At 60.9% G+C, this 12,318-nt stretch carries 11 protein-coding genes and 1 pseudogene; 7 read left to right on the top strand and 5 right to left on the bottom strand.

The annotated features are described in order from the left end of the window. Window positions 1-361: 361 nt before the first annotated feature. The gene (locus ABH944_RS44345) at window positions 362-1,342 is read right to left on the bottom strand and encodes a helix-turn-helix domain-containing protein (protein WP_404615744.1); all 981 of its coding nucleotides are present in this window, start codon (window positions 1,340-1,342) and stop codon (window positions 362-364) included. A gap of 277 nt (window positions 1,343-1,619) precedes the next feature. Here ABH944_RS44345 and ABH944_RS44340 point away from each other — a divergent pair, with 277 nt between their 5' ends. Both ABH944_RS44340 and ABH944_RS44335 read left to right on the top strand, forming a co-directional pair. Further along, the gene (locus ABH944_RS44340; RefSeq protein ID WP_404615742.1) at window positions 1,620-2,405 is read left to right on the top strand and encodes an SDR family NAD(P)-dependent oxidoreductase; all 786 of its coding nucleotides are present in this window, start codon (window positions 1,620-1,622) and stop codon (window positions 2,403-2,405) included. 70 nt (window positions 2,406-2,475) lie between these two features. Further along, window positions 2,476-4,017, top strand: a complete 1,542-nt coding sequence (locus ABH944_RS44335) for an amino acid permease (protein ID WP_404615740.1) — start codon at window positions 2,476-2,478, stop codon at window positions 4,015-4,017. Between the two features lie 61 nt (window positions 4,018-4,078). On the opposite strand, the gene ABH944_RS44330 is transcribed toward ABH944_RS44335, so the two are convergent. Genes ABH944_RS44330 through ABH944_RS44320 form a run of 3 tightly spaced genes read right to left on the bottom strand, consistent with a single transcriptional unit; the run spans window position 4,079 to window position 7,610 of the window. After that, window positions 4,079-5,203, bottom strand: coding sequence for an aminotransferase class I/II-fold pyridoxal phosphate-dependent enzyme (locus ABH944_RS44330; protein ID WP_404615738.1), 1,125 nt, complete (start codon window positions 5,201-5,203; stop codon window positions 4,079-4,081). 26 nt (window positions 5,204-5,229) lie between these two features. Next, window positions 5,230-6,636: an FAD-binding oxidoreductase gene (locus ABH944_RS44325; protein WP_404615736.1), complete on the bottom strand. Its 1,407-nt coding sequence runs from the start codon at window positions 6,634-6,636 to the stop codon at window positions 5,230-5,232. Next, the gene (locus tag ABH944_RS44320; protein ID WP_404615734.1) at window positions 6,633-7,610 is read right to left on the bottom strand and encodes an isopenicillin N synthase family dioxygenase; all 978 of its coding nucleotides are present in this window, start codon (window positions 7,608-7,610) and stop codon (window positions 6,633-6,635) included. Before ABH944_RS44320 ends, ABH944_RS44325 begins: the two co-directional genes overlap by 4 nt. A gap of 442 nt (window positions 7,611-8,052) precedes the next feature. Between ABH944_RS44320 and ABH944_RS44315 the strand changes: the two genes are divergently transcribed. The 5 genes from ABH944_RS44315 (at window position 8,053) to hutC (ending at window position 12,042) form a co-directional block, all read left to right on the top strand. Continuing rightward, window positions 8,053-8,880 (top strand): transporter substrate-binding domain-containing protein, encoded by an 828-nt coding sequence (locus ABH944_RS44315; RefSeq protein ID WP_404615732.1) that lies wholly within the window; start codon window positions 8,053-8,055, stop codon window positions 8,878-8,880. 87 nt (window positions 8,881-8,967) lie between these two features. Then, a complete protein-coding gene (locus ABH944_RS44310) occupies window positions 8,968-9,618 on the top strand; it encodes an amino acid ABC transporter permease (protein WP_404615730.1) in 651 nt (216 codons plus the stop codon). A gap of 12 nt (window positions 9,619-9,630) precedes the next feature. Continuing rightward, window positions 9,631-10,299: an amino acid ABC transporter permease gene (locus tag ABH944_RS44305; protein WP_404615728.1), complete on the top strand. Its 669-nt coding sequence runs from the start codon at window positions 9,631-9,633 to the stop codon at window positions 10,297-10,299. Window positions 10,300-10,348: 49 nt separating this feature from the next. Continuing rightward, window positions 10,349-11,236 carry an amino acid ABC transporter ATP-binding protein gene (locus ABH944_RS44300; protein ID WP_404615726.1) on the top strand — a complete coding sequence of 296 codons (888 nt, stop codon included), beginning with the start codon at window positions 10,349-10,351 and terminating at the stop codon, window positions 11,234-11,236. A 44-nt stretch (window positions 11,237-11,280) separates the two neighbouring features. Then, window positions 11,281-12,042 carry a histidine utilization repressor gene (gene hutC / locus ABH944_RS44295; protein WP_062084107.1) on the top strand — a complete coding sequence of 254 codons (762 nt, stop codon included), beginning with the start codon at window positions 11,281-11,283 and terminating at the stop codon, window positions 12,040-12,042. Between the two features lie 28 nt (window positions 12,043-12,070). Here the strand turns inward: hutC and ABH944_RS44290 are convergent. Further along, window positions 12,071-12,318: pseudogene (locus ABH944_RS44290) on the bottom strand (histidine ammonia-lyase); the annotation flags it as partial.

Below are 12,318 nucleotides of genomic sequence, written 5' to 3'. Positions count from 1 at the left end.
TCCATGAAGCCTTCCTGAAGTTCGCCGTTTGCCTCATCTGTTGGAGTGCTCTCAAGCGATCTGTTCAGCCTTTTTGAAACCGTCTCTTAGGGTAGCGTGGTTTGAAAGCGCTTTCTTTGCTTCGTTTCTTTGTCGCTTTGGACAAAGAAATGACGCGCCGCCACGCGCAGTGGCTAATAGTGATAAAGAGAATATCCGACTCAGGCAGACCGCCAAGGCCGAAAGCAGCAACCCGGCATTGACTCCGACCGCTAACGCAAGAACCTGGCAACCCGGCACTGACCCCGACCGCAAGACCCTGGCACCCCGGCCCTGACTCCGACCACTACCCCAACCAAAACCATCTACCAACCCCAAACCCTCACCCGCGCCCCGGGCGCGCCCCCCGCAACCTCCGCAATGTCTCCGACGGCAATTCACCGAACTGCTCGCGATAATCATTGGAGAAATGGCCGAAGTGCCAGAAGCCCCAGCGAGTCGCCGCGTCGGTGACAGAACCAGCCTGCAGCAGGTCCTTGCGGACGCGATCAAGCCGCACGGCACGCAGATACGACGCCGGGTTCGTGCCGAGGATTTCATCGAATGCATACTGGACCGTGCGCCGGCTGACACCCAGCCGCAAGCACAGGTCGGCGACCGACAGCGGGCAATCCGCCGACGCTTCCACCAGTTCGCGCACGGCGCCCACCAGCTTCCAGTTGCGCGACGGCCCGCTACGCATGTCGGTATCGCTGACATCAAGAAGCAATTCGGACAGACCCACAATCACCGACCGCTCAAAACTCGCGCACACCCCCGCGTCAGCGAGCAATGAGGGTGAGGACGTAACCGTGTCCAGCAGACGCGCCAGCGTGCTCCTGAACGCCTGCAACCGGGCCGGATCGGCATTGAGCACCCCGGGCTGGTCCCCGAGCGCTTGCTGAACGTTGTCCAACGCAAGCCGAAGCAGCGGGTCGGACAGTTCCAGCGGCGCTATCTCCAGGTTCACGACCACATGTTTGTCAGGCGACAGAAATTCGAACCCTCCGGGTCCCGAGAAGACATGCAGGCCGTCGAGATGACTCACCTGCCCGCATAACAACGCGTGGCCTTCGAGCTGGAACGGAATGCCCACGGCGATCCGCGATGCATCGACGCAACCGCGCTGGTACACCGTCCGGTTCATCCGTTCAACGAGAATGTGTACCGCGCCCGCGCGCACGGAACTGACGGAGCCGTCGAAAGCGCCCCGCGATATCTGGCAATAGGTCTGGTTCCAGCTTTCGAGCAGCCTGGCCTGCTCGTCAATGCTCCGGCAACAATGGATATCGACAGCCGGACGCACCGGTTGGACCGCTTCCATACAAACTCCTTGGCGGACGGTAAGCGTCAAAAAAGTGTAAACGATCAAAATTCCCTGCCAGCCATTCTGACCGCCCTGACCCCGCACCGTGCGCCACGGTAAGCGTCGCGCGTGCGCCCGCCCATCGCTGAAAACCCTTCCCTGAGGGCCTTCGAGCCCCTGCATGCCGCGGTTTGCAGTTTTTTCGCGGTTTGTCCCGCTCCATTGCCAATTTCGGATAGTGCGTAAATTGTGTCGCGCCTAGCCTAAATAAAGGATAAACAACGAGAGGTCAGGAATGGGCAAATCCGAGTCTGTTGGCGGAAAACTCGCGGGCAAGGTCGCGGTCGTTTCGGGCGGGGCCACCGGCTGCGGCGGCGCGGCCTCCGTCTTGTTCGCCAGGGAAGGCGCACAGGTGGCGGTCGTCGATATCAACGCCGACGCGGGCACTCAGATCGCAGCGCAGATTCGCGAGAGCGGCGGCGTGGCCGAGTTCTTCAAGGCGGATGTGGCGAAGACCGATCAGGTTGAAACCGCCGTGGCGCGGATCGCCGAGCACTTCGGCACGATCGACGTGCTGTTCAATCACGCGGGCAGCATTGTCGTCAAACCGTTCCTTCAAACAACCGACGAGGACTACCAGTGGCTCATGGACGTCAACATCAAGAGCATGTTCACGATGACCCGTGCCGTGCTGCCGCACATGCTTCGGGCAGGCGGTGGTTCGATTGTCTGCACGGCGTCGATCTCGTCGACGGCCGCTACCCCGCTCGAAGTGCTGTATTGCACGACCAAGGGCGCATGCGCCATGTTCGCGCGGGCAATCGCCGTGGAGTATCGCGAGCGTGGCATTCGCTGCAATGCAGTATGTCCGGGTTTCATCGATACCCCGCACGGGCAACGTGAAATCGCCGCGCTCGCGCAATACGGTTTCGATGCCAGCGAAGCCGCGCTTTCACTTCAGCAAGGCCGTCTTTGCGCGCCGGAGGAAGTGGCCAAGGCAGCGCTCTTTCTCGCCAGCGACGACGCCAGTTTCATCAACGGCGCGCATCTCTATGTCGATAACTGCTTTACCGCCGCGTGACTGCTTTCGCATGAGTTCACCACGCCAATCCAACGTCCACCAGCAGCTTTAGCCATAAGGATCGACCATCATGGACATCAATACGGCAGTTCCAGCGCCAGAGAGCGCGGACAGCGACGTTTCACTGCTGCACAAAATGGGCTATGCGCAGGAGCTCTCCCGCCGCATGGGTGCGTTCTCCAACTTCGCCGTATCGTTCTCGCTCATCTGCATCCTGTCCGGCGGCATCACCTCGTTCCAGCTTGGACTCAGCGCGGCCGGCGGTGCATCGATCGGACTGGGCTGGCCGCTCGGATCCGTCTTCGCGCTGGTGGTGGCCGCCGCGATGGCGCAGATCGCATCGTCCTATCCGACGGCCGGCGGCCTCTATCACTGGAGCTCGATCCTGGGCGGCAAGACCTGGGGCTGGCTCACCGCCTGGTTCAATCTGCTGGGCCTCGTGTTCGTGGTCGCGGCCATCAACTTCGGCACCTGGGACCCGTTCTTCCGAACCCTCATTGCCCCGATGTTCGGCGTCAAGCCCGAGTCGCTCGGCTGGTGGGACCAGACCATATTTCTTTCGTTGATCACCGCGTCGCAGGCTTTCCTGAACCATCGGGGCATCAGAATCGCAAGCAAGATCACCGATGTCTCCGGTTACCTGATCTTCGTCGTGACCGTGATCCTGGTTGCTTCGCTATTGACCTACTCACCGGTCAAGGTGGATTTTTCGAGGCTCGTGACCTTCAAGAATTTCACCGGCGTGGATGGCGGACAATGGCCCGCGCAAACCATGGCAATGGCATTCCTTTCAGGGCTGCTGCTGACCGCCTATACGATCACCGGTTTCGACGCTTCCGCGCACACGTCCGAGGAAACCCACGACGCGGCCCGCAATGTACCGCGCGGGATCGTGAAGTCCGTGCTGTGGTCAACCTTGTTCGGGTACGTGCTGGTCTGCTCGTTCGTGCTGGTGATGCCGGACATTGGTGCCGCGATCAAGCAGGGCACCGGCTTCTTTGAAGCGATCCTCGCGCCGATCCCGGGACCGCTGCGGATCGTCATCGAGCTGCTGCTGTTTTTTATCAACTACGTATGCGGACTTGCCGCGGTGACATCGACGTCGCGAATGATGTTTGCGTTTGCACGTGACGGCGGCCTGCCTGGATCGAAGTTCCTGCGCAAGGTCAACGCGCACCGGACGCCGGGCATCGCCATCTGGGTATCGGCCGTGCTGGCGATTGTCATTACCTTATATGGCGATGCATTCTCGGTGTTGAGCGCGGGCAGCGCGGTGTTTCTGTTCATCTCGTACGCCATGCCGGTAGCCGCCGGGATCTTTGCCGAGGGCAAGACCTGGACCGAGAAAGGTCCTTTCCAGTTGGGCATGTGGTCGAAGCCGTTCGCCGTTGCGGCAGTTATCGGCGCATTGATTCTTGCCTATGTGGGCATTCAACCGCCGAATGAGAAAGTGATCTATGTGATTGTCGGGTTGCTCGCGGTTCTGATGCTGATCTGGTACGGCGCAGGCGTACGCAAGAGTTTTGCCGGACCGCCAGTAGGCAATCTGTCAAAGGAGCGCCGGGAGAAGATCATCGGGCTTGAAGCGCAACCGGAGGAGAAGGTGGAGTAGGTTTTCGCTCGCGCCGGTGAGCCTGCTCATGTGCCACCGGCGCGAACCCGGCGCTAACCGATCACCCACCGCGTCGCCGCTCGAACGAATCGATAAACAACGCATTATCCGCAGCGCTGCCAATGCTCACTCGCATGCAGGTTTCATAACCCGGCTCGCGCCAGGGCTTCACAATCACCCCGTCTTCCAGCATCCGGCCCGCGAGCTTGGCCGCGTCCTCCCTGCAATCGAAGAACAGGAAATTCGCTCGCGAACGCGCCGGGTTCATACCCAGCCCGACTAACGCGGCGCGCATCCACTCCCGCCCCTTGCGGGCCTCCCCCACGCTAGCCGCAACATGCGCCTGATCACCAAACGCCACTGCCGCGGCCTGCTGCGCAATCTGGTTGATATTGAATGGCGTACGCACGCGGTTCATCAGGCCCGCGAGTTCCGGCGCCGACGCCACGCCGTATCCCACCCGCAGCGCCGCCAGTCCATATGCCTTCGAAAACGTCCGCAGCAACAGCCACGGCAAGCCTGATTCACGCAGCACGGCGAGACTGTCCGGGTAACCGTCTTCACCGGACGCGTATTCGAAATAGGCCTCGTCCCACAGCACCAGTGTCTCCGGCGATACCGCGCTCAATAGCCGGCGCATTTCACCAGCGTTCATCGCGCATCCGACTGGATTAGAAGGATTACTAATAATTAACATGCGCGTACGCGGCGAAATGGCGCCAATGAGCGCGTCGACGTCGAATTCGAAGTCCTCCCGCATCGGCACCGTAACCACCCTTGCGCCAACGCTCTGCGGATAGATGATGTGCAAGCCAAACGACGGGATCACGGTGATCACTTCATCGCCGGGAGCGAGGAACGTATGCGCTGCAATGGCGAGCAAGTCTTCGGAACCATTGCCGAACAACAACTGCCCGGGATCGACCGCAAGCCGTTCTGCAATCAGCGCGCGCAACGCGCTGCATGAAGGATCGGGATAAAGCGCGAGCGTACCGGTCGTGGTGGACTGGGCAAGATGCGCAAGCACGGCCGCGCTCGCGCCACCTGGATTTTCATTGCTGCCGAGCTTGGCGACATGCGGGACGCCATAACGTGCCCGCACGAATTCCCCCGATAACCCCGCGTTGTAAGCAGGCAGGCCGCGCACTTCAGCACGCAGGCTTTCTATAAAAGCAGTCACGCTCATTGAGTTCCTTGTTCGTTTCGAGCGTTTTAATCGCCCGCGGCAGGCAGCACCTTGCCGGGATTGAGGATGCCGTGCGGATCGAGGGCATGCTTGATCGCCTGCATGCAGGCAAGTTCAGCGGGACTGCGCGAGTAGCCCAGGAACGGCCGCTTAAGCAAACCAATGCCGTGTTCCGCCGATATTGACCCGCCATAGTCGCGAACCATGCCGTACAACGCGTGGTCGACCTCTTCCACCGTGATGCCGGGAATCGAACGCGCATCGAGCGTGACATGCAGGTTCGAGTCACCGATGTGGCCGAAGTACAAACCATCATGCGTCGGCCAGCGCGCAGCGAAGTCCTTGCGGCAGGCATCGACGAAATGACCGATCTCGCCTATCGGCAAGCTCACATCGAAATTGATCGGTTCCATCTTCACCGGCAACTCGGCCGTTGCTTCGCGAATGGCCCACAACGCCTGAGTCTCTGCCTGCGACTGTGCAACCACCGCATCCATCACCACGCCAGCCTCAAGCTGTGCGCTGAGTGCTGCTGCGAACCGTTCGCCGTGATCGTCCGAGAACCCGGCCTGTTCGATCAATGCGTAAAGCGGATACGCCTGGCCAAGCGGCGATTGCCGGGAGCGTGTCAGCCCGACACCAAAGTCGTAGAACTCCGGCCACATGATTTCGAACGCGCCGATTTCATCGCCGAACGTGGCTTGCAGCGAGCGCAGCAACGCAACCGCACCGTCGTAATCCTTCAGTGCGCACAGCGCGGTATTGCGCGCGGCCCGGCGTGGCTTCAGGCGTAATACCGCACGCGTGATCACCCCGAGCGTTCCCTCCGACCCGATAAACAGGTTGCGCAGGTCGTAGCCCGTATTGTTCTTGACCATCTTGTTCATTGAACTGAGCACGCTGCCGTCGGCCAGCACGGCTTCGAGTCCGAGCACCTGGTCGCGAGCCGTGCCGGACTGCAGCACGCGCACGCCGCCCGCATTCGTAGCAAGGTTGCCGCCGATCTGACACGAGCCGCGGGCACCCAGATCCAGTGCAAATTCGAACCCCGCTTCCTGCGCGGCATCCTGCACGGTCTGCAAGGTGGTACCAGCGAGCACCGTCATGGTCGCCGCCGCACGATCAAGCTCTTCGACGCCCACCAGTCGTTCTAGCGACAGGCAGATATCGCCCCCGGAAGGAATGGCGCCACCCGCCAGTCCGGTCATGCCGCCCTGCGGCACAACGCTCTGACGTGCTTCATTGCACAGGCGCAGCACAGTGGCGACTTCGCCGGTCGAACGCGGCAGCACGACCGCCAAAGGCGGCACCGGCGAGCGTCCGCTCCAGTCGCCGAGATAACGTGCTTCGATGGAATCGCCGAAACGCACGGACCCGGCGCCGAGTGCATCAATCAGCGTTTGCACGATGGGTTTCATTGTTTGCTCAGTCATTCGCGCGCTTCTTTCTGCTTCTTTCTATACCCCATGGAGTCGTTGATCCGCCCCAGGATGTAGTCGCCGGCAGCTACCGGTTCATACAAGGGTTGCACGCCCTCAAGACCGAGATCGCGCGGGTCCACGCTTGCGCCATAAGTGGGATCGTAGAAGGTCGCGATCGAATACCGTTCCTGGCCCGAGCGATTGATCACGCGATGCAACGTGGAACGGAAGCGATCGTTCGACCAGCGCGCAAGCAGGTCACCCACGTTCACCACCAGCGTTCCCGGAATGGGCGGCGCGTCGATCCAGCTATCGGTTGCAAGCTCCTTCACCTGCAAACCACCCACGTTGTCCTGCCACAGCAGCGTGATGCACCCATAGTCGGTATGCGGCGCGACCCCGAACTGATCCGCGTCCGACTTGGGCGCTTGCGGCGGGTAATAGACCATCTGCGTGCGCTGCATGCGCTTCGTGTATTTGCTCACGAAAAACATTTCGTCGATATCCAGGCTCACCGCCACCGCACGCAGCAAATCCGCGCCGCACGCGCCAATTGCTTCGTAATACGAATAAAGATCCCATTGCAGCGAAGGCATGAAATCAGGCCAGCTGTTCGGGCCGCGCAACGCTTCACCTGCCAGCACGCTCGGATCGTCTTCCGGCAACTCCAGCCCTATGCTGAAAAATTCCTTGTAGTCAGGCTTGGTGGCCTGATACATGACGGCATCGCCTAACGCATTGAAGCCGCGATGCCGATGATTCACCGCAACACGCCGCTTCACCTCCACCGGATAAGCGAAGAATTCGTGCGCCGCTTTCACCGCGCCTTCGAGCACTTCGGTCGGCACGCCATGATTGCTGATGTAAAAGAAACCGATGCTCGTGCACGCGTCGCGGATCGCGGCGGCGGCTTCGCGCAAGCCGGCGGGATCCAACGCACGAACAGCCGCCAGATCGACGACGGGGATGTGAGAAGTCGAGGTCATCCAGGTGCTCCGAAGTTTCATTGCCGTCTATACCGTGCGGACCGAACGAGCCGCTGCACGTCTTCAACGGGCATCATGCCGAGCCGGCGCAAGACGCGCGGCCGGCCCAAAAATGGTTTCACTGCGCGCCGCCATGCAAGGTCTGAAAGGGACCTGTCACGCCTGGCGTTCCATGCATCGACCCGGCCGCAAGTCTCTGCGGACAAGCCACCAGCGCCTGCTGGAATCCGGATCAAGTGTCTGTATATACCGCCAATTAGCCGAGCGCAACCCGTCGTTTTCGCGAAGGCTGTAAGCCTTGAAATCTAGCGGTCAGAAGTATTTTTGACACGCTTGGCAATGCAAATTGACGGTATATACTGAACCGCACCACATGCAGGTCGGCGCACCGGCTCGCAACTTTGCCCAAGCCGGGTGCACTTTTAACCAGGGGAGTTCAACAATGAATTTTTTCTCGAAGTGGAAGGGTCGTCTGCTCGTGGCCGCGCTGGTCGCGACAGCGATTTCGGCGCACGCTGAAGACCAGTTGGCGAAGGTCAGGAAGGCGGGTGAACTGGTGGTCGGAACCGAGATGCAGTTCGCGCCGTTCGACTTCCTGGAAAACGGCCAGCAACAGGGGTTCAACAAGGACTTCTTCGCCGAGCTCTCGAAGGAACTGGGTGTGAAGGTGCGCTCCATCGACTTGCCCTGGCCGAGCGTGCTGCCCGGACTCGAAGCGGGCAAGTTCGATATTGTCAGCGGCCCGGTGACCATCACCAAGGCGCGCATGGAGCGTTATGAGTTCACCCTGCCAATTGCGGACGGCACGGTCGCGCTGCTCAAGCGCGCGAACGACACCAGCATCAAGACCAATGCCGACGTTGCCGGCAAGACAGTTGGCGGCGCCAAGTCCACCGCGCAGCTCGACCAGTTGAAGCAGTACGTCGCCACGCTGCCGGGCAAGACGAGCGTGCGTGAATACATTGACAACAACCAGGCCTATGCGGATCTTGCCGCCGGCCGGATTGTTGCCGTGGGTAATTCGCTGCCGAATATTGCGTATGTAGCGCGCCAGCGTCCGGACACCTTCGCGGTTGTTCAACCTCCGTTCGGCACGAAGGTGTATTTCGCTTATCTCGGCCGCAAGGACGCGGACAGCAAGCCGCTTCTCGACGCGATCAATCAGGCGATCGTCAAGATGCACAACGACGGCCGTCTCGCCGCGTTGCAGAAGAAGTGGTTCGGCGTAACCATGGACACCCCCACCACCATGCCGTCGCCCAACTATTGAACCGTTGACTGCCATCGAATCAGCCAGCCTTTAAACCATTGATGCACTGCAGGGCGCTCAAGCGCCCTGCTCCTTGCCGGACAGCCCATGTTCAGCCTTCACGCGTTGCTGGATGCCCTTCCCTACCTGATCAAGGCCGCGCAAGCCACGGTCCTGATTTCGCTCGTGGGGCTCGTGGCCGGCTTCATTGTTGCGATCGCCGTGTGCAGCGCCCGGCTCTCGAAGAACCGCTTCGTCTCCAAGCTGGGCGGCGCATATGTCGGCTTCTTTCGCGGCGTGCCGTTGCTCGTGCAGCTTTTGCTGACCTACTATTTCCTGCCCTTCATCGGCATCAACGTGCCGCCGCTCGTGGCCGCTGCCGCCGCCGTTTCGTTATGCGAAGCCGCTTATCTCGCCGAGATCCTGCGCGGTGGATTCATCGGCATTCCGCACGGGCAGCTCGAAGCGGCGCAATTGCTTGGTTTGTCGCGGCTGCATGCCGTACTGCACATCCAGGTGCCTCAGGCGCTGCGCATGACGCTGCCCTCGCTCGTCAACGAGATGGTCATGCTGGTGAAAGCGTCGTCGCTGATTTCAGTGGTCGGTGTCGCCGATATCACGCGCACCGCGCAGAACATTGCCGCCAGCACGTATCGGCCGCTGGAGGCCTATGTGGCCGCCGGGCTGGTGTACCTGGTGATCAACGGGGCGTTGTCGCTGGCCGGGCATCGCGCTGAACGCCGCTTGCAACAGGCATAAGAGGCATCGAGCATGGCGATCCAATTCGACCCCACCGTTCTCACCGACTCCCTGCCCGCCCTCGCCGAAGGATTTGCGACGACCATCGCCGTGTGGATGGGCGGCGTGCTGATCGGCATGGCGATCGGTTTCGCCATCGCCTTGCTGCAGATCTTCTGCGGCAAATGGGTGCGCGGTTTCTTGCGTGCTTACATAGAAGTGTTCCGGGGAACGCCGTTTCTCGTGCAGCTTTTCGTGCTGTATTACGGCGGGCCTTCGCTTGGACTTTCGCTTGAACCGCTAACGGCCGGGATTGTCGGACTCGGGCTTTATGGCAGCGCGTATTTCGCGGAAGCGTTTCGCTCCGGCTTTACGTCGGTGCCGCGCGGTCACATAGAAGCCGCCGAGTGCCTGGGTTTCACGCGGCTGCAAGTCATCATGCGTGTACAGTTGCCGCAGATGCTGGTCATCATCGTGCCGGCGCTGACCAACCTGATCATTGTGCTGAGCAAGGAAACTGCGGTGCTGTCGGTCGTCACCGTACCTGAGCTGACGTTCGTGCTGACCGGTATTGGTTCGGAGCGGTTTGCGTTCGTCGAAACCCTGCTTGCACTGTGCGCGTGTTATCTCCTGCTCGTGGAAGTGGCGTCGCGAGCCGGACAGTGGGTCGAGATCCGCGTAGGCCGCTTCCTCACGCGGTGAATGCGCATTAGCCCCGTCAAACCGAGCGCTGAATCATAAAGAACCCGTCATGAAGAAACCGAATTCTGGCAACACGTCAACGCCTGCCGAATATCTTGTCGATGCCCGGCATGTCGGCAAGCATTTTGGCACGCTGAAGGTACTCGACGACGTCTCGCTCGCCGTGCGCAAGTCTGAGGTGACCTGCATCATCGGACCATCGGGTTCGGGGAAAAGCACCTTGCTGCGCTCGCTTGCATTCCTCGAGGAATACAGCGAAGGCGAGATCTACATTGAAGGCGAATTGATCGGCTATGTCGCCGACCGCAACGGCCGGCGCATCCGTGCGCCACAAGCCGAGATCAACCGCGTGCGGCGCAACGTGGGCATGGTGTTCCAGCAGTTCAACCTGTGGCCGCACATGACAGCCGTTGAAAACGTGGCCGAGGCGCTGGTGCGCGTGCGCAAGCTGTCCAAGGCCGAAGCGCACAAGCGGGCGCTGGCCATGCTCGACAAGGTCGGTCTCGCCGAGCGCGCAAACAATCATCCGGCGCGGCTTTCCGGCGGGCAGCAGCAACGGGTGGCGATTGCTCGCGCGCTGGCAATGGAACCGCACATCATGCTCTTCGACGAACCCACCTCGGCGCTCGATCCGGAGCTGGTCGGCGAAGTGCTGCAAGTGATGAAGAACCTCGCGAACGACGGCATGACGATGGTGATCGTCACGCATGAAATGGGCTTCGCGGCGCAAGTCGCAGATACCGTTGTCTTCATCGATCATGGCAAAATCGAGGCGCAAGGATCGCCCGAGGACGTGTTTCACCGCGCGCAGCAGCCTAGGCTTAAACAGTTTCTGCAGAACTATCTCGACCGGAATGCGTTCTGGGCACGGCGCGAGGAACCACCGGCGAGTGCGGTTCATGCCAGTACCGAACCAGCGGGATATGAGGGCCAATGAGAACGGCACATGAGAACGGCAACTGAGCAGAACCTGAGCGAGACATGAATACAAGCAGCCTTTCGAACCCGGCATCCGCCACCGCGCCACTCGCGCGCTACGAGCGTGTGAAGGAACATATCCGCACGCGCATTCTCTCCGGCGAATGGCGGCCCGGCGACCGGATTCCTTCGGAGATGACGTTGGTTGGCGAGCTGGGCGTCTCGCGCATGACGATCAACCGCGCGCTGCGCGAACTCACGGAGCAAGGCGTGTTGACGCGCTTCTCAGGCGTGGGGACGTTTATTGCGGAAGAAAAACCGCAGTCGACGCTGCTGATGATTGCGCACATAGGCGATGAAATTCGCGCCCGCGGGCACGAGTACGGTTATGCGATCGTGCACGCCGCACGCGAGGCGGCAGCCAGCGACGTGTCCGCCGCGCTCGGCTTGGCGCCTGGCGCGTCGGTATTTCACGTGGTGTGTGTTCATCGCGAGAACGGCGTGCCGGTGCAGCTTGAAGACCGTTACGTGAACCCTGACGCCGCACCGCATTTTCTCGAGCAGGATTTCGCGACGGTGCGGCCCTCGGAGTATCTGTTCAATACCGTGCCGGCGCACGAAGTCGAGCACGTGGTTGACGCGGTGCTGCCTTCGCGTGCGGATGCGAAGCTGCTTGAGATTGGTCCGGACCAGCCGTGCCTGACGCTCGTGCGGCGAACCTGGGCGAACCACGTGGCCGTGACGTTCGCGCGCTTCGTGCATCCGGGCACGCGGTATCGGCTGGGATGCAGGTTCAGCGCAGACAACATGCAACGGCAAAGCTGATCGCCGCTGCTGTCTCACGCGTTCAAGTTTAAGCCACCCCTTCCGATGCAAAGTGCAGCGGGCAGAATGCGGCAATCGTTCCGCTTGTCACCTGCTTCGCCACCGCCACTATGTCCGGTGCGAAATAGTGATCGAGCGCGTAATGGTCGACATCCGCGCGAATGGATTTCATGACCGGCTGCAAGCGCGGACTCGTTTGATGCGGCGCACGCAGGTCCACGCCTTGCGCCGCTGCGAGCAATTCGATAGCGAGAATATGCGCTACGTTCTCCGCTA

It is taken from the genome of Caballeronia udeis (assembly GCF_044909315.1).
In the GTDB taxonomy this organism is placed as follows: domain Bacteria; phylum Pseudomonadota; class Gammaproteobacteria; order Burkholderiales; family Burkholderiaceae; genus Caballeronia; species Caballeronia udeis_A.
The sequence above is the reverse complement of the archived record's forward strand: the minus strand, read 5'-3'. Positions and strand labels throughout refer to the sequence as shown.